This is a genomic window from Pseudomonas helvetica (assembly GCF_039908645.1).
In the GTDB taxonomy this organism is placed as follows: Bacteria; Pseudomonadota; Gammaproteobacteria; order Pseudomonadales; family Pseudomonadaceae; genus Aquipseudomonas; species Aquipseudomonas helvetica.
Genome location: NZ_CP150917.1, coordinates 6,402,762 through 6,420,781 on the forward strand (window position 1 = coordinate 6,402,762; position 18,020 = coordinate 6,420,781).

The window sequence follows — 18,020 nt, forward strand, 5'->3', positions numbered from 1 at the left end:
GAATCTACAGCCCTCTCAATATTTGAAGCTGTGCCGCCATGAAAAACATGAAGGAGAGACCACCTATGGACCCCAGTAATAGTAGTCCGGTCACTCTGACTGAAATGGCGGCATCTAGCGGGTAGCAGCACAACCATCACTGGCTGATCTCCTTCCTGTACTTCCCCCGCATTTCTCTCCGTGTGACCTCTTCACGACCCTGACCACTTTTGTGTCGATGGTTTAGTGCCCGTTTATTTCGCGCCCCTGAGCGCCAGGACGCCTGATTTTTCACTCTGATCCAGCTTCAGGCTGTGGTTTTCAGAGGGAAAGCACCTACGCACCTGTCCGGCGGGAATCGAAAGCGGCATCCAGCGTTACGCTTTTGGAGAGATTCGTTATGTCCAACTTGAAGATTGAAACGGCTGTTCTTGACAGCGCCCACGCCGGAGACATCCGCGGAGCATTCGGTACCATCCGTCATGACGACATCGCCCCGCGCAAGGGTTGGTGGCAGCGCTTCAAAACACTGATGGCCATCCTCGGCCCCGGGTTGATCGTAATGGTCGGCGATAATGACGCCGGCGCATTCAGCACTTACGGCCAGGCCGGCCAGAACTACGGGACCATGCTGCTGTGGACCATGGCACTGTTGATTCCGGTGTTGTACGTCAATCAGGAAATGGTGCTGCGTCTGGGGGCCGTGACGGGTGTCGGTCACGCCCGACTGATCATTGAACGCTTCGGCAAGTTCTGGGGTGCGTTCAGTGCGATCGACCTGTTCATCCTCAACGCGCTGACCATTGTTACCGAGTTCATCGGCATCAGCCTCGGGATGGATTTCCTCGGTGTGCCCAAGGTGGCCGGTGTGTGTGTGGCAGCGGTGTTCATCATGCTCGCCGCCTGTACCGGCGACTTCCGGCGCTTCGAACGCTTCGCGTTGATCCTGGTGATCGGCAGCCTGCTGCTGGTACCGATTTTCGTGATGATTCATCCACCGATGGCACAAGTCGCTCACGACTTTTTCATCCCGCAACTGCCGACTGACGGCAAGCTGTCGGAAGTGTTGTTGCTGATCATCGGCATCGTGGGTACCACCGTGGCGCCATGGCAGCTGTTCTTCCAGCAAAGCTACGTGATCGACAAACGCATCACTCCGCGCTTCATCAAGTACGAACGCGCCGATCTATGGCTGGGCATTGCAATGGTGGTGATTGGTGCCGTGGCAATGATCGCTTTCACCGCGCAGGTTTTTGTCGGTCACCCTGAGTTTGGCCAGTTCACCGATGCCGGCGCCATCGCCACAGGTATCGCCAAATATCACGGACGCCTGCCGGGCGTGTTGTTTGCCATCGCGTTGATCGACGCCAGCATCATCGGTGCAATGGCGGTGTCGCTATCGACCGCCTACGCACTGGGTGATGTCCTGAACCTGAAACACTCGCTACACCGTAAACCAGGCGATGCCAAAGGCTTTTACCTGATGTACTGCGCCTTGATCGCCCTCGCTGCGGCGCTGGTGTTGATTCCGGGCGTGCCGCTCGGCCTGTTGACCAACGCGGTACAGACGCTGGCGGGGGTACTGCTGCCAAGCGCCACCGTATTCCTGTTGCTACTGTGCAACGATAAGGAAGTACTGGGCCCATGGACGAACAAGCGCTTCACCAATCTCATTACTGCAGTCATTGTGGCAGTGCTCGTACTGATGTCGGTCATCTTGACCGCGGCGGTGGCCTTCCCGGATATGTCCGGTGAAACCATCACCAACATCCTCATCGGTGGAGGCATGGTGGGGCTCGTCATCGCCATTGCGGTGAATGTGCTGCACGCTCGCGCAGAAGTCGACAAAGGGATGCTGCCTGAGAGCACCGTTACCTTCACCCAACAAATGATGTACTCGTGGCGGATGCCGCCACTGGCACAGCTGAAGCCGATGGTACTGTCGCAACGAAACCGTATCTGGATGGGCGTGTTGCGCGGTTACCTGGTGGTGGCAATGGGTATGGTGATTTACAAAGTCATTCAACTGGCACTCGCCTAAATCTGTGAGCAGGCGGGCCGGATTGCGCAAGCTTTCGTCCCGCCTGTAAAACAACCGCTATCCCTTTGTAAGCGTCCGAACTACACCGCCTTGCAACTCAAACCTTAATCCGTTTAAACCACCGATTCACGCGCTCGCACTACTCATTGATCACAGTCAAACTAACTGAACCATACGAACCTGAACGGTGACAAACAAAGCCTCGGCCATTAGAATTTGATTATCATCGAACGCCTTAGGGTACTGCCAACTCCATGGAAAATAAGACTGCACGACTGACTGTGCTCATTGATCCCGTCAAGAAAAAAGCCCTGGAGGAGCTCTGTGCATCTCAGGACCTGACGCCTTCACAGGTCGTCCGTCAGCTTATTCGAGACTACCTGGAGACACATGGCGTGTCCTACTCGACCAAAAGCAAAATAACGGCCAATGGTAAGTAGTTCACTCGCCATGCGGCCGGCAGATCGGGAACCCGATTATCGCTCTGCCCACTAAAGCTCCGCTCAGCCGAGGTGTGGTGTCTTGTCGATCTCGAAACTGCCCAATGCACCACTGAAGTCGGCATGATAATGCTCCGGACCGAGCGCTTGGAGTATTCCTGCTTTGTCCAGCTTGCCAAGAACCTTCTCGTTGGCTTCGCACAGTTTTACGACAATGCTGCGCTTGCGTAAGTGCTCAATGACTTCGAGCAGCGTTTGCAAGCCCGTTATGTCCATGAACGGCACTCGCTTCAGACGAATAATCAATGTCCCCGGATCGGTGTGCGTTTGGGCCAGAACACGCTCAAAGGTTTCTGCTGCGCCAAAGAAAAGCGGCCCTTCAATGGTGTACACCAAAACGCCAGGCGGCAGACGAACGTGCCCATTGATCCGTAACTCAACCTCAAGCTCTTTTTCGACCATTTGCTGCACTTCGACAGACGATGCCATCCGACGCATGAATTGCAGCATCGCGAGAATGACACCAATGTTCACAGCGATCGCTAAATCGCTGAAAACGGTCAGGCTGAAGGTGATGAGCAGTATCGCCACGTCGGCTTTCGGGGCACGCTTGACCATGCGTTGAAAATGCTTCAACTCGCTCATGTTGTAGGCGACCACGAACAGGATCGCTGCCAGCGCACACAGCGGGATATCCGAAGCCAAAGGCGCCAGGAATAAAATCAGCAATATCAATGTGAGCGCATGTACAAAACCCGCGATGGGACTGTTACCTCCATTGCGGATGTTGGTAGCGGTTCGAGCAATTGCACCTGTCGCGGCAAAGCCACCGAACAAAGGGGTGACCAGATTAGCGATGCCTTGGCCGATTAACTCCTGATTGGAGTCATGCTTGGTACCGGCCATACCGTCGGCGACAACAGCAGACAGTAACGACTCGATAGCGCCCAACATCGCGATGGCGAACGCCGGGCCAATCAACTCAATCACTTGAGGCAGTGTTATTGCGGGAAGGCCGACCGCAGGTAATCCTTGAGGAATCCCCCCGAAAGCACTCCCGATCGTTGCAACGCCAGCGAACTGAAAAAATGCCTGCAGCGCCGTCACGACGACCATGGCGATCAAAGGGCCAGGAACACGTCTTATGCCAGGTATTTTGGGGGCGGTGATCACCAGCACCAGACTTGAGAGTGCTAACAGTGTCGTAGGCACATGAAAGCTGGGGAGAGCCTGAACCAGGTGCCAGAGTCGCTCATGGAAATGCTCACCGCTGATTTTCGGCAAACCGAAGAAATCTTTCCACTGCCCGACCCAGATGATCACACCAATGCCGGCGGTGAATCCGACAATCACCGGGTCGGGAATGAACTTGATGATGGCGCCAAGCTTGGTGATACCGAGCAATAACAAAATCGCCCCGGCCATCATCGTTGCGATCTGCAAGCCATCAACGCCGTATTTGGCGGTCACTCCGGACAAAATGACAACGAATGCCCCTGTCGGGCCTGCGATCTGAAGACGGCTTCCTCCGAAAAGAGAAACCAGGAGACCACTGACAATGGCGGTGTAAATTCCTTGCTCCGGCTTGACGCCTGAGGCGATGGCAAACGCCATGGCCAAGGGCAACGCCACAACGCCGACGATGACCCCGGAGACGATATTTCGAAGCCAGTGCTCGGGCCTCAACAGGCCCGCTTTCCAGGCTTCTCGTATCGCAATCATGACTGGCCCTCTCTGGTGGCATGTGCATAATATTTACATGAAGTGATAATAGCAAAGCCACTGAAATACCCTTTGCACAGCATCCTCGACGCTGAAAAAACCAGTGTTGAATGATCCAGAATCATGTTTGTGGACAAAATGAGTCCACGCTCGGAGATCCACATGAAACGCGAAGACGTCAAAACCAAACACGGTGAAGGCATGCACTTCGACACGCACGTGATAGTCAACCCGGCCAACACGCACGAGTGGATCATCCTGTTTAAAAAAGAGGTGGGAAGCAGTTATTTTCTGATCAATGACAATGAAGAAATCGAGTCATTTCGACAGCTGGATGACCTGATCCATGAGCTTCGGGAGATCGGCATCAAATCCGCTGAGATTCATTTCTGACTGCCCCTCCCTTGGAGGGGGGTCATGTCGGTAGCGAGCGCTCTGCTGTACTTGGCAGGCCATACCCATCGACCAGCAAGGAGAACAGCGGCCAGCCCCAGCGTGGGCAACCACACCCATAAAATCTCAGACTGCAGCACTGCCCAGCCGCGCTGACTCAGAAACTGCGTCAAACCGATGGGGGACACTTCGATCGGTCTGAACGGCATGAACCACCGTAGCTCACTGAAGGGCCAGAACAAGGCAACCCCGAGGCCGCCATCGGTGCAGGCATCCAGTAATGGATGAGACACGGCCGCCAGGAAGAGAAAGCTGATGCAGCGCCCAAGGCTCGTATGCAGTGACTTATAAAACACACTCGCCAGACAGCTAATGGCCAAGGCAAAAGCTATCGAATGGGCTGCACCGCGATGCCCCCAGGTGTCGGTATAGGCAATGCCCAGTTTGAATGAAATCACGTCGGCATCAGGTAGCGCGGCCAGCACCGCGCCCATGATCAATAACCTGGCGCTGATGTGGCGCCGCCCCATCGCCGCTCCAACAATAAGGGGCACGACAGCATGGGTGATAATGCTAGGCATGGAGCGTTGTTCCTCACGGTAATAACAGGAGTGAAGGCTGAAGGTCCTTCACGTTTAAACATCCGCCCCTTTGTTCGCGCCCATCGCACTGAGGAACCGCTGTTGGAGCCTCAGCATTTCACTGGGCCCGATACGCTGGTACTCAAGGCCGAAACGTGGAGCAACCTCGCTGATGAGCTGGCTTAAGGCCGGATAATGCCGATGGCTCCAGTGCGGGAACAGATGGTGTGTCAGGTGCAGGTTGGCCCCGCCGAGCCAATACCCCAGCCAGCGCGGCGTTGTCTGCCAGTCAATGGTGGTAGAAAACACATGGCGATACCGGCCGTGGGGTAATACGCCACTTTCCGGCGCCTGGTAAAACTTCGCCTTTGCCCAATGAGTACCGATGATCAGCATCACGAACAGCAACGAGGAGAGCATTTGACTGCCCAGGTAAACCAGCACGATGTCGAGCGCGCTGATGGTCGCTGGCAAAACCCGGAGCGGGATCAACAGCGCCAATACCAGGTGCGTGCCTTTGCCAAACACAAACACACTCCAGCCGCGCACGCCGTGTTGCGCCATTCGCCTGGTCACCGGCGTTTGCCCCGCCCGGTCCAGCCAGTCGAACAGAAAAATGTAATAAGGGAAGGTCATGGCCGCAACCAGTGGCCAGTAAAAGCGCTGCACTCGCATAAAGGGCTTCCAGCGCTGGAATGGGGTCTGGCGTAGAACACCATTGGATTCAATATCGAGGTCGTAGCCCTCAACGTTATTGTGCCAGTGATGAAAAATAACGTGCCGCACTCGCCAACAATCAGGATCAAGACCCAGCGGTATGCTGACCAGGCAATTGAGCCAGCGATTGGCCCAGCGTCGTTTGAAAAACGCATCATGGGACGCATCATGGACCACGTTGACCGTGATAAACATGGCCGTAAAAATGAAGCCGAAGTAATAACCGCAGTAAGCCCACCCTGTGGACTGCTCCAGGCTCATGCCGTAAAACCCGGTACATAGCAGCACCAGCACCAGTAGCTTGGCGATCATCCAGGTATCGGCGAAACGATGATCATGGTGCGCCGCCAGATAGTCGCTGGCCGCCTGCATCAGCGCTTTATGCACATCAGCGTCATCGCGCTGGAATGCTAGCGGTTTCATTATTGGGGCACCTTGTCCATGGACGTCTCCTGCCCCATCTGGCGCAGGAACTGTTGCTGTTGCCTCAGCAGTTCGCGATAGCCAATACAGCGATAGTCCATGCCGTGTTGCACCGCCAACTGTTCAATGATCGCCGCCAGCGCGGGGTAATGACGATGACTCCAACCGGGGAACAGATGATGGGTCAAATGGTAATTCAGCCCACCGGTGAAATGGCGCAGCCAGGGCGGCGTGGTCAGCCAGTCGCAAGCCGTAGAGAAATTATGTCGATACCAGCCATGGGGCATCACCGCCATATCAGGCGCACGATAAAACTGCGCCTGTGCCCAATGCGTACCAAGCAGCAAGTAAACCACCAACAACGACGCACACATCTGGCTCACGGCATACGCCAGCAGCACCGTCGACCCACTGATGCCATTGAGCTGACAAACAGCCAACGGCACCCCCAGCACCAATAGCAAATGGGTAACCTTGCTGACGACAAACAGCGTCCAGCCCCAGCGGCCCGGCAACACGTCTTTTGACTTGAGTGGCGTTTTTCCTAATCGATCCGACCAGTCAAATATCCAGGCGACATAGGGCAGCGACAACGCCGCGATCACCGGCCAGTAAAGGTGTTGATAGCGCATGTGTGCACGCCAACGCTGGAACGGAGTCTGTCGGAAGATGCCGTTCTCTTCCGTATCCAGGTCGTAATGTTCGACGTTGGCGTAGACGTGGTGAAAATCGACATGGCGCACCCGCCAGTAATCCGGATCCACACCCAACGGCAGCGTGACCAAGCGCCCTACCAGGCGGTTGGCCCAAGGTGCACGGAAGAAGACGTTGTGAGAGGCGTCATGATTGACCACCACGTTTAACAGCATTCCCATCATCACAAACAGGAAGTAGCAACCGACAAACGCCCACGCGTTGTGCTGCATCAGGCTCACGGCGTAGAACCCCGCGCACAACACCAGCAACACCAAGGCCCTGGCGAGCAGCCAACCATCGGCATAACGGTGGTCATCTGCCAGATAGGCGTGAGCCGCGCGCTTGAGTGCTTGATGAAAGGCCTGCTCGCCATCGGCGGGAAAGACCAGGGGCCTGAGCGACTCAGCCATGAGATTGCTCCACCGCAGGCGCAGCGTCGGATCGCCGCCGGGTGCAAGACCACAGCACCGCTACTCCGTGCACCCCAAGCGAGACAAGCACGACCTGCCAATACCCCTGTGACCACCTCAGCAGCCCGAGAAACAGCATTGGCAGCCCCAATGAAATTGCCAGCCACCCCATTACGCTCCAAGCGCGCCCTTGCACCATGCCCGCCAGCGCCACCGGTCCCAGCGCCAACAAGGTGAACAGCGCGACTTGCGGCCAATGAACGTTGGTGTAGCCGTAGCCATATTCATAGACATAGGCAATCACCCCGACAAACACCAGCAGCGCACCACTGAAAACGGTCAGGTTCGAGCAACGCCAGCGTCCGCCTTCATCGGACATGCTCACCGGCATGTGCATGTAGCGCAACAACGGCAGATTGCTCGCCCAGAATGGGTTTGCAGACGGTTTGGCGCCATCCACGCCATAGTCGAACGGCGCTTGCGGCAGGCTGGGACAAAACGTGCCGAACAGTTTGTCCCAGAAGATGAAACTGCCGCCAAAGTTCTTGTTCGAGTAGGCCATGTCTTTGACGTGATGTACCCGATGATGGGCAGGCGTGACGAACACCGACTCCAGGACTCCCAACTTGGGCGTCAATGCACTGTGATTAAACAGTTGAATTGTGTAATGCAGGATGGACACCGTGACAAACACCGACAACGGTACGCCCAGCACAGCCAACAGCATAAAGAATGGAATGGAGGTCAGTGACGAGTACCAAGAGTTGCGTACCCCCAATGACAGATTGAAATGCTCGCCCTGATGATGAACCACGTGCACCGCCCACAGCACACGCAAGTAGTGATGCGCCCGGTGCAACCAATAAAAACCGAAGTCCCAGGCAAACAGTGCAAATACCCAAGTCAGCACCGGTGGCCATGACTCAAACAGCGAGAGGCTGAAGTGGCTGGCGACATAGCCGTAACAGGTGATTTCCAGCCCACGGAACAACCACAGCATGAGATGGCCGGAGTTCAGGTTGAACATCACGTCATGCCAGTTGACCACGTCACGCTGGCGCCACTGCACGACCAGCATCTCGCCAATCACCACCAGCAACATGAACAGGATGGGGAACGCCAGATCAATCATCACGCCACTCCTCTGACCGCACGATAGCGAATCAAACCAACACACCGCACCAGCCATCCAGCCACCAGTGCCAACAACGTACCGCTGACCAGGTCAATCAACAGGTGTCGGCGTAACTGCAGGATCGAAAAGGCAATCGCCACAGCCCATAGGATGAACAACACCGTTCTCACTTTGTGCCTTTCATCGCCAACTGCCCATACGGCCAGCACCGTCAGTGCCATGTGCAATGACGGTAAGCAATTTTGCTTTGAGTCGAACCGTGTTAATGCACTCAACACTTCAGAGCTGAGGGTGGTGCCGTGATCGAGCGGATAGACCATGGTCGTCGGCCACAACACATAAACGACCCCCGCCCCTATCGCAGTCAGTTGCATGGACCTGGCCAACCATTTAACCCGATCAAGCGGGGCAAGCAGGTAAGCCAACGCAATCATGATGAAGAACGACAGGTACAACCAAATGGCGTGCGGGCTGAATGTGATCAGGCGATCAATCAATGAGGGCGAGATGACAGTCCCCGCGTCTTGAAGACGGTCAGTGAGGTTGTAAACAACCCCCACAGATCCCCAACCCAACAGCATGTGCCACAACCTTGGAAAGATTGCCTTGATCATGGATTCATCTGCCGAATGATTCGTCGTCTTTTCTGATCGAACGCTGGCATCACGGTCTGTACCGTCAGTTGCCACTCCAGTGGTTCGGTGGCGATCCCCTGTTGCTCGAACACTGCCACGAGTTGCGCGTGACACTGTGCCAACTCCTGTTGTGAACAGTCGGCAACGAGCTGTAAACGATGTTCGGCCTGTTGAATCAACCGGTAATCACTGGTCAGCGGCAACGCGTTGGCAATGGCCCGCGTGCACAGATCGGCAAATATCACCTGCGGCGTCCCCTGGCGATTGAGCAACAACAACTGGTCATCGCATCGACCTTCTATCCGTTCAATGGCCATGGTCGCTTGCCCGCACGGGCATGGGGTGGCCTTCCTGACCAGTACATCATCGAGCCGGTAGCGCACGATGGGTTGTGTGCTACGGGTGAAATCGGTGATCAACGGCGTAAAGCGATGCTCATCGATCCACTGTGGCTCGATGTAGAGAAACTCTTCATTCAAATGCAGCGTGCCATGGGAACATGAAGCTGCCAGAAAACCCTCGGTGGCCTGATACACCTCACCGATGTCAGGAAACACCTGCTCCAGTATCCGTCGATCATGTATGTCCAGGACTTCGGCTACCGAGATCACTTTCTTGACGTTGAGGGCCAGTTGCTGATCGAGGACCGCGAGCGCAAGCGCCCTCAACACCTGGGCCGGCGCGACAATGATCGTCGGTGCCTGCTGCTGCAAGCGCGGCAGTTGCGCCGGGAAAGGCGCAAACAGATCGTAGAACTCCAGGCTCAGCCAGCGGTTGTTCACGCTGTGGTAGAGGTTGTTGTCCGCACGTAAAAACAGCGCGACGCGTTCACCGGCAAAAATACCTTCGGGCAGCATCTTTGCCAGCATGCCACCGGCCCAGACCTGTTGCTCCCGCTCACTGACGACAAACACACCGCGCTGCCCCGACGTGCCAGACGACAACCCAACACTGTAGGCGCCGACCGTGGGGGTGAAGTCGCGTTCGGTTTCGCTGCGTCGGGCACACGCCAGTAACTGATCGCGCTGCAATTGGGCGGTGTTCATCTGGTCGAACTGCGCCATCATCAGCGCCTTATCCATCAGCGGCCACTCGGTCACCGACAGCGTGCTGTAAGGGCGAAAATAGGGACTCTGTGCAAGGACCCGTCGAGCGAAGCGCTTCAGCTGTTTTGCCTGATAGGCTTGCAGCACCGCACGATCGGTGAAGCTCAAACGCTGGGTACGAAAGTAGTGCCAGAGGGTCTTCACCGGAATCATAGGTCGCCCTCATGACACAGACGGATGTCGACATGACCGGCCGCCCACAGCTGGTTCAGTCGGCGGAGCGTGTCGTAATAGACGCGGGAATCATCCATCAGCAAATTGGCCAATACCGAGGGTCCGCGCAAGGTTTGATAGCTCTGGGCAGACCATCCGGCGTCACTGGCCAACAACGTCCAGCCTTCGTCGGTGAGAATGAATGCGCCGATATGCCCCGCCGCATGGCCTGGCAAAGGCACCAGGAAGATCTGCCCCTCACTTCCCGGCAGTTCAAAGCCGTGATCGAAAGGCGCCAACTGCTCAGACAAGCCCACCCGTGCAAAACTCTCCATAAACTGCAGTCGTGCTTCAAAACTCTCCGGGATCAAGCCGGGAATGAAGGCCTGCTTCAGCGCCGCAAACCCTCGCAGTGTCCGGGTTTGTTGCCAACCCTGGCCCGAGCAGATGAAATTGGTCTGGTTGAAATCACGCAGCCCGGCAATATGGTCGGCATGAAAATGCGAAAGGATCAGCCCCTCGATGTCATTGCCCGCCAAGCCTGCGGCGCGCAGTTGCTCGAGCAATGACTCGCGTGGGTCGAAGTACACCGGAGTGACCTGACGGTACACACGAAAGAGGCCGGACTGCGTCTGCTCCTGGAAATGCGTCGAGTAGCCGGTATCCCATAGCCAGCGACGACTGCCGACCTCCAGCAGATACGCCCGGGCCGGGAACTTACACACGCGCAGACCGGCCCCGCGTTGTGCCATGCAGGCGATATGGGTGCAGTAGCCCACCTCGAATTGGGTGACTTTAGCCATGAGCCGCCGCCCCCTGTTGCCTGAACCAGGCACCTGTTTGCTCGATCCCCTGCTCCATCGTGTAGCGTGGCGAGTATCCCAGTTCCTCAGTGGCGCGCACCTGGCTGAGCGTCATATCGAAATTCAACGCGGCGACGCTGTAGCGCGTCAGTTGCGGCTCTTTGCCCGTAGCGCAGCTCAGTAGCTCCAGCCCGCCGGCCAGTGCGTGCAAGAGTGGGTAGGGAATCGCCTGCAACTGATAGCGCAGGCCCAACTGTCCATGGAGCAAAAGATGCAGCATGTCAGCCAAGCGCATCGGCTGGTGGTTGGTGATGTTGTAGGCCGCCCCGGAAGGCAAAGGGTTGCTTCGGCTCGCCAGGTCCATGGCGTGCACCACGTTGAGCACAAAGGTCAGGTCCAACAGCGCTTTGCCGCCGCTGGGAAGGCGCAACACGCCGCGATCGTGCTCAAGCCGGCTCAGCACCCTGGGCAGGATCACCCGATCATGTGGGCCGAACAGGCCACGGGGCCGCAAGATTACGTAGGTGGTGTCCGGATAGCGCGGCACCAGCGCCTGGATGCCCTGCTCCGCCGCGTACTTGCTGGCGGCGTAATGGTTGGCAAACCGTGGGGCGCGGTAGCTCTCGACGATTTCATGATGATGCTGGAAATCAAAGTAGATCGAGGGCGTGGAGATATGAACAAAACGCCGAACACCGGCACGCCCTGCTGACTCAGCCAGTTTTTGCGTGGCAACCACGTTCGCCTGGTTGAAATCTTCCCGGCGACCCCACGGCGAAGACTTCGCGGCGCAGTGCCAGACCGCATCACACCCGCTCATCAATGGCTGGCATTGCTCAAGGCTTGCATGGGTTAAATCCAACGCCGTAAAGTCGGCGCCCAGCTCACGCAGGGCGTTACCAACCTGGGTGTCGCGACCGGTGGCATGCACCGCATGACCGGCGTCGAGCAGCCACTGTGCTGCGTTTCGCCCAAGCCCGCTGGTGGCGCCGGTCAGCAGTACCTTCATGGCAGCAGGACCATGCCGGCCAAGGATAAACCAGCCGCTGTGCCGATGAGCATAGCCGGCTCGGCGCGATTAAACCGTCCGCTGGTGACGGCCGCGTGCAATGCCGTGGGGATCGATGCGGCCACCTGGTTGCCGTGATAGCGGTAGATATCCACCAACACGCTGGAAGAGACATTCAGGCGTCGACGCATATGCTCCAGCGACAGATGGCTGGCCTGATGCGGCACCACCGTGGCGATTTGTTCCAGGGTCAACCCGCTCGCCCCCAACAGACGAGCCAGGTAGTCCTCGATCAACGCCGAGGCTTGCCTGAACAATTGCTTGCCGCGCATCTGGAACAGGAAGTCGCTATCGGTCATACCTGCGCGCGGATTGCGTCGTGTGCCGCCCGCCCGTATCTCACAGAGTCCGCTACCTTGGGGGTGGGTTTCAACCAGGCTGGCGAGGATCCCACTGGTGCCATCGCCCCGTTCAACGATGGCGCACGCTGCACCGTCGCCGAAAATCAGTGAGGATTCTTCATCGTCCCAGTCGATCCCGCGTGACGCCAGGTCGGCCGACACGATCGCGATGCGTCGGTAGGTGCCGGCATTTAACAGCCCTGCGGCGACCTGTAGCGCCGAGATAAAGCTCACACAGCTGCTATTGATGTCGAAACCAGGGGTGCCGGGCGCCAGCTGGGAGACCTTTAGGATGTGCACCGCCGTGCACGGCAATGCCTGCACGGAAATCGCCGAAGCCGAGATCAGCAAGTCGATTGATGCGGCGTCGATACCCTGGCGGTCCAGGGCGTCGTGAAGAGCGGCTGCCGCCAGCTCTGCCTGGCAGGCATCATCCGAGGCATGATAGCGATAGATAATGCCCGAACGCTTCTCGACATAGCCCGCAGGCTTGTTCAACAACCGATCAAGGTCGACCGAATCGACGCGATTGGGCGGTAGCGCCACGCCGGTGGCGATAATCTTGAGGGGAAGCAATGCGGGCGATGAAAACGGTGACTTCATTAAATATTCGACCTTGAATTCAGCAATGAAGGACGGAAGGCCGACAGACATCGGCACCGAAGTTGTTACTGCGCAGGGAGGAAAAACCGGCATTCGGCGAGGTCTTGCTCAGGGCACCGCGGTGGATAACCCACTCGGCGCGCAGCGCACAGACCACTAGAACCCACGAAAAAGACCCCAGCCAGCATATCGATTCCATCCATGGTGTGAGCGCTTGTTAGTTGTTGAGGAGACAGCGGGTATTTATAAAAACGAAGGAGCTTAGTCAGCCAAGGAGAGACGATTACCTCAAGTGCAGACACGGAAAAGTGTGGGAACTGTTCTCGAATGTCTATGACGTTTTCGGAAAAGTATTACATCGTACTCAGCGCGACGGAAACCTGATGAGCGGCGAGACCAAAAAAATGAAAACCCTTTTTATTTAAAGGGTTTTCATTGTGTCGTACTTAATGACTACTGTGTCAGACGTTAATTATTCTATGTCAGTGTGATTTATTGAAAACCACGAGCTCCTGATCGCCGCAATGACTTACTCCACCGTCACCGATTTTGCCAGGTTACGCGGTTGGTCGACGTCAGTACCTTTAAGCACAGCGACGTAGTACGAGAGCAGTTGCAGCGGAATGGTGTAGAGGATCGGCGACAGGATGTCGTGGATGTGCGGCATGTTGACCACATGCGTGCCTTCGCCATTGCTCATGCCGGCTTTTTCGTCAGCAAACACAATCAGCTGGCCGCCACGGGCACGAACTTCCTGCAGGTTGGATTTCAACTTCTCCAACAGTTCGTTGTTCGGTGCCACTGTCACTACAGGCATGTCGTCGTCGACCAGCGCCAACGGGCCATGCTTGAGCTCGCCGGCCGGGTAGGCTTCAGCGTGGATGTAGGAGATTTCTTTGAGCTTCAGCGAGCCTTCCATCGCCACCGGGTACTGTGCGCCACGACCCAGGAACAGCGTGTGTTTCTTGTCGGCAAACAGCTCGGCGACTTTCTCCACAGTGCTGTCCATGGCCAACGCTTCACCCAGGCGGGCAGGCAAACGGCGAAGCTCTTCGACCAGTGTCGCTTCCACGCCTTCAGCCAAGGTGCCACGCACCTGACCCAGCGACAGGGTCAACAGCAACAGGCCCACCAACTGAGTGGTGAAGGCTTTGGTTGACGCCACACCGATTTCGCGACCGGCCTGGGTCAGCAGCGTCAGGTCGGACTCACGCACCAGGGAACTGATGCCGACGTTGCAGATCGCCAGGCTGGCAAGGAAACCCAACTCTTTGGCATTGCGCAGTGCCGCCAGGGTGTCAGCCGTTTCGCCAGACTGAGAGATGGTCACGAACAGCGAATCGGGTTGCACGACTACTTTGCGATAGCGGAATTCGCTGGCGACTTCGACCTGGCACGGAATCCCGGCCAGTTCTTCCAGCCAGTAACGCGCGACCATACCGGCGTGATAGCTGGTGCCGCAGGCGACGATCTGCACATTGCGGACCTTGGCAAACAGCTCGGCGGCTTGTGGGCCGAACGCTTGGACCAACACCTGATTCGGGCCAAGACGGCCTTCAAGAGTGCGTTGCACTACCGACGGTTGCTCGTGGATCTCCTTGAGCATGTAGTGACGGAACTCGCCCTTCTCGGCGGATTCGGTGTTATCGCGGTACTGCACCGCTTCTCGCTCGACAACATTGCCGTCGATATCCCAGATCTGCACACTGTCACGGCGGATCTCGGCGATGTCGCCTTCTTCCAGGTACATGAAACGGTCAGTGACCTGACGCAGTGCCAGTTGGTCGGAGGCGAGAAAGTTCTCGCCCAGACCCAGGCCGATCACCAACGGGCTACCACTGCGAGCGGCGACCAGACGATCCGGTTGCTGCGCGCTGATAACGGCCAGGCCGTAAGCGCCGTGCAACTCCTTGACGGTGGCCTTGAGGGCAACGGTCAGGTCGGGGAGGTCTTTGAGTTTGTGGTTCAGCAGGTGGGCAATGACTTCAGTATCGGTGTCCGAAGTGAACACGTAACCCAGTGCCTTGAGCTGCTCACGCAGGGCTTCATGGTTTTCGATGATGCCGTTGTGCACCACCGCCAGATCGCCGGAGAAATGCGGATGAGCGTTACGCTCGCACGGCGCACCGTGAGTGGCCCAACGGGTGTGGGCGATACCGAGACGGCCAACCAGCGGTTCTTGCGCCAGGGCCTGTTCAAGTTCGCTGACCTTACCCGGGCGACGCATGCGCTCAAGTTTTTCAGCGTTGGTGTAAACCGCCACGCCGGCGCTGTCGTAGCCGCGGTATTCGAGGCGCTTCAGACCTTCGAGCAAAATGGCAGTGATATTACGTTCCGCGACTGCGCCGACAATTCCACACATGCTATTTCTCCTGGCTGACTGCCGCGCATATCACGTTAATGCCGCGGGCCTGAATCTGGTCGCGAGCCTCTTGCGGCAGGCGATCATCGGTAATAAGGGTATGGATGCTGCTCCATGGCAGTTCCAGGTTTGGAATCTTGCGGCCGATCTTGTCGGATTCGACCATCACGATCACTTCACGGGCCACGTCGGCCATCACTCGGCTTAGACCGAGCAATTCATTAAAGGTCGTGGTACCTCGTAGCAGATCAATGCCATCGGCACCGATGAACAACTGATCAAAATCGTACGAGCGCAGGACCTGCTCGGCGACCTGCCCCTGGAATGACTCGGAATGCGGGTCCCAGGTTCCACCGGTCATCAACAGCACCGGTTCATGTTCAAGTTCACCCAACGCATTGGCGACGTACAACGAATTGGTCATGACCACCAGGCCCGGCTGTTGGCCAAGTTGTGGAATCATTGCCGCCGTGGTGCTGCCACTGTCGATAATGATCCGCGCATGCTCACGAATCCGCGCCACCGCGGCTTGGGCAATGGCTTGTTTGTACAGGGAAACGGATTGGCTCGGGTCATTGACCAACTCTTGGGGCATGGTGATCGCGCCGCCGTATCGGCGTAACAACAAGCCATTGCTTTCAAGCGCCGCCAGATCTTTGCGAATTGTAACTTCCGAGGTTTCAAAACGCTTGGCCAATTCATCCACACTGACTTCGCCCTGCTCAGTCAGCAAGGCAAGGATATTATGGCGACGTTGTGGTGTATTGCGCTTTGACATGAGCTGGTAAGTTTCGATTCGAAAGATAACGAAAGCAATCAAAACCTATCGGCGAAACCTCGTCAAGCCGGCACACGAAAAAAGATCTGTGGATAAAAGCATCGCGGGCAAGCCTTGCTCCTACGGATCTCACCGTCTGTAGGAGCAAGGCTTGCCCGCGATGGCTATCTCACCAGCGCCACAGATACACTTCCCGAACGATCTGTGGATAACTCAACTCTTCTGGACTTTCACCGGACGCTTCCAGCCATCGATATTCTTCTGTCGAGCCCGACCAACGGCCAACTGGGACTTATCCACAGTCGAGGTAATCGTCGAACCTGCCGCAGTGGTCGCACCGTCCAGGATATCCACAGGTGCTACCAACGAGTTGTTGGAGCCAATGAATACGTCTTCACCCAGGACAGTCTTCCACTTGTTGACGCCATCATAGTTGCAGGTGATGGTGCCGGCGCCAATGTTGGTGCGCGCGCCGACTTCGGCATCGCCCAGATAGCTCAGGTGACCGGCCTTGGCGCCTTCACCCAGATGGGCATTCTTCAATTCGACAAAGTTACCCACATGCGCGCGGGCTTCCAGCACCGTGCCCGGACGCAAGCGCGCGAACGGACCGGCATCGCTATCCTCGCCCAATACCGCGCCTTCGATGTGGCTGTTGGCCTTGATGACCACGCCCTTGCGCAGGGTGCTGTCCTTGATCACGCAGTTCGGACCAATGACCACGTCGTCTTCGATGACCACACGACCTTCGAGAATCACGTTGATGTCGATCAGCACATCGCGGCCGACAGTCACTTCACCGCGCACATCAAAACGCGCCGGATCGCGCAACGTCACGCCCTGGGCCATCAGCCGACGGCCTTCGCGCAACTGATAATGACGCTCCAGCTCTGCGAGCTGTTTGCGGTCGTTGGCGCCCTGCACTTCCATCGCGTCGTGAGGCTGCTCGGTGTCCACCACCAGACCGTCGCTGACTGCCATGGCAATCACGTCGGTCAGGTAATACTCGCCCTGCACATTGTTGTTGGAGAGCCGGCTCATCCAGTCCCCCAGATGACTGGCCGGCACCGCCATAATGCCGGTGTTGCCTTCAGTGATCATACGCTCGGCTTCACTGGCATCCTTGTGCTCGACGATAGCGGTCACGCGCCCATCAGCATTGCGCACGATACGGCCATAACCCGTCGGGTCATCGAGTTCGACGGTCAACAGACCCATCTGCAGTGGCGCCACAAGCTTGAGCAGGCGTTGCAGGGTCGGGACTTCGATCAGCGGCACGTCACCGTAAAGGATCAATACGGTATCGGCGGTAATGAACGGCACGGCCTGGGCCACGGCGTGACCTGTGCCAAGTTGCTGGTCCTGCAACACGAAGTTCAAGTCATCTGCTGCCAGACGCTCGCGTACCACGTCGGCACCATGGCCGATCACCACGTGAATGCGCTGTGGATCAAGTTGGCGGGCGCTGTGGATAACATGGCCAAGCATGGAATTGCCCGCCACCGGGTGAAGCACCTTTGGCAGCGCCGAACGCATGCGAGTGCCTTGACCGGCAGCGAGAATAACGATTTCTAGAGACATGACTGGCAACCAATCCTGGGAGGTCAGCGGCTGCGACCAAGAGGTAATTTGC

The 18,020-nt window shown here is 57.1% G+C and carries 16 protein-coding genes; 3 read left to right on the top strand and 13 right to left on the bottom strand.

Annotated elements, in window-relative coordinates:
* The first annotated feature begins 379 nt into the window (after nucleotides 1–379).
* On the top strand, nucleotides 380–2,020 hold the full coding sequence (locus tag AABM55_RS29660; protein ID WP_347928486.1) for an NRAMP family divalent metal transporter: 1,641 nt from the start codon (nucleotides 380–382) through the stop codon (nucleotides 2,018–2,020).
* Nucleotides 2,021–2,274: 254 nt separating this feature from the next.
* A complete protein-coding gene (locus AABM55_RS29665; RefSeq protein ID WP_054594837.1) occupies nucleotides 2,275–2,460 on the top strand; it encodes a ribbon-helix-helix protein, CopG family in 186 nt (61 codons plus the stop codon).
* Nucleotides 2,461–2,523: 63 nt separating this feature from the next.
* Here AABM55_RS29665 and AABM55_RS29670 read toward each other — a convergent pair whose 3' ends face one another.
* Nucleotides 2,524–4,182 carry a SulP family inorganic anion transporter gene (locus tag AABM55_RS29670; RefSeq protein WP_347928487.1) on the bottom strand — a complete coding sequence of 553 codons (1,659 nt, stop codon included), beginning with the start codon at nucleotides 4,180–4,182 and terminating at the stop codon, nucleotides 2,524–2,526.
* 162 nt (nucleotides 4,183–4,344) lie between these two features.
* On the opposite strand from AABM55_RS29670, the gene AABM55_RS29675 reads away from it, so the two are divergent.
* Nucleotides 4,345–4,575, top strand: coding sequence for a hypothetical protein (locus AABM55_RS29675; RefSeq protein WP_054598207.1), 231 nt, complete (start codon nucleotides 4,345–4,347; stop codon nucleotides 4,573–4,575).
* Here the strand turns inward: AABM55_RS29675 and AABM55_RS29680 are convergent.
* The 12 genes from AABM55_RS29680 to glmU all read right to left on the bottom strand — a co-directional run bounded on the left by AABM55_RS29680 (nucleotide 4,566) and on the right by glmU (nucleotide 17,968).
* Entirely contained in the window at nucleotides 4,566–5,156 is a 591-nt protein-coding gene (locus tag AABM55_RS29680) for a metal-dependent hydrolase (protein ID WP_054594839.1), read from the bottom strand. The genes AABM55_RS29675 and AABM55_RS29680 overlap by 10 nt on opposite strands.
* A 54-nt stretch (nucleotides 5,157–5,210) precedes the next feature.
* The gene (locus AABM55_RS29685; protein WP_347928488.1) at nucleotides 5,211–6,296 is read right to left on the bottom strand and encodes an acyl-CoA desaturase; all 1,086 of its coding nucleotides are present in this window, start codon (nucleotides 6,294–6,296) and stop codon (nucleotides 5,211–5,213) included.
* Nucleotides 6,296–7,402 carry an acyl-CoA desaturase gene (locus tag AABM55_RS29690; protein ID WP_347928489.1) on the bottom strand — a complete coding sequence of 369 codons (1,107 nt, stop codon included), beginning with the start codon at nucleotides 7,400–7,402 and terminating at the stop codon, nucleotides 6,296–6,298. The genes AABM55_RS29685 and AABM55_RS29690 overlap by 1 nt, the downstream gene beginning before the upstream one ends.
* On the bottom strand, nucleotides 7,395–8,534 hold the full coding sequence (locus AABM55_RS29695; protein WP_347928490.1) for a sterol desaturase family protein: 1,140 nt from the start codon (nucleotides 8,532–8,534) through the stop codon (nucleotides 7,395–7,397). Before AABM55_RS29695 ends, AABM55_RS29690 begins: the two co-directional genes overlap by 8 nt.
* A complete protein-coding gene (locus AABM55_RS29700; protein WP_347928491.1) occupies nucleotides 8,534–9,151 on the bottom strand; it encodes a phosphatase PAP2 family protein in 618 nt (205 codons plus the stop codon). The genes AABM55_RS29695 and AABM55_RS29700 overlap by 1 nt, the downstream gene beginning before the upstream one ends.
* Nucleotides 9,148–10,431: a F390 synthetase-related protein gene (locus AABM55_RS29705; RefSeq protein WP_347928492.1), complete on the bottom strand. Its 1,284-nt coding sequence runs from the start codon at nucleotides 10,429–10,431 to the stop codon at nucleotides 9,148–9,150. The genes AABM55_RS29700 and AABM55_RS29705 overlap by 4 nt, the downstream gene beginning before the upstream one ends.
* Complete coding sequence (locus AABM55_RS29710) at nucleotides 10,428–11,234, bottom strand: MBL fold metallo-hydrolase (RefSeq protein WP_347928493.1); 807 nt, start codon at nucleotides 11,232–11,234, stop codon at nucleotides 10,428–10,430. Before AABM55_RS29710 ends, AABM55_RS29705 begins: the two co-directional genes overlap by 4 nt.
* Entirely contained in the window at nucleotides 11,227–12,243 is a 1,017-nt protein-coding gene (locus AABM55_RS29715; RefSeq protein WP_347928494.1) for an NAD(P)-dependent oxidoreductase, read from the bottom strand. The genes AABM55_RS29710 and AABM55_RS29715 overlap by 8 nt, the downstream gene beginning before the upstream one ends.
* Nucleotides 12,240–13,247, bottom strand: coding sequence for a 3-oxoacyl-[acyl-carrier-protein] synthase III C-terminal domain-containing protein (locus AABM55_RS29720; protein ID WP_054594847.1), 1,008 nt, complete (start codon nucleotides 13,245–13,247; stop codon nucleotides 12,240–12,242). The genes AABM55_RS29715 and AABM55_RS29720 overlap by 4 nt, the downstream gene beginning before the upstream one ends.
* 529 nt (nucleotides 13,248–13,776) lie before the next feature.
* On the bottom strand, nucleotides 13,777–15,609 hold the full coding sequence (glmS, locus tag AABM55_RS29725) for a glutamine--fructose-6-phosphate transaminase (isomerizing) (protein WP_347928495.1): 1,833 nt from the start codon (nucleotides 15,607–15,609) through the stop codon (nucleotides 13,777–13,779).
* A gap of 1 nt (nucleotide 15,610) precedes the next feature.
* Nucleotides 15,611–16,387, bottom strand: a complete 777-nt coding sequence (locus AABM55_RS29730) for a DeoR family transcriptional regulator (RefSeq protein WP_347928496.1) — start codon at nucleotides 16,385–16,387, stop codon at nucleotides 15,611–15,613.
* A 213-nt stretch (nucleotides 16,388–16,600) separates the two neighbouring features.
* Complete coding sequence (gene glmU, locus AABM55_RS29735) at nucleotides 16,601–17,968, bottom strand: bifunctional UDP-N-acetylglucosamine diphosphorylase/glucosamine-1-phosphate N-acetyltransferase GlmU (protein ID WP_347928497.1); 1,368 nt, start codon at nucleotides 17,966–17,968, stop codon at nucleotides 16,601–16,603.
* Nucleotides 17,969–18,020 lie beyond the last annotated feature (52 nt).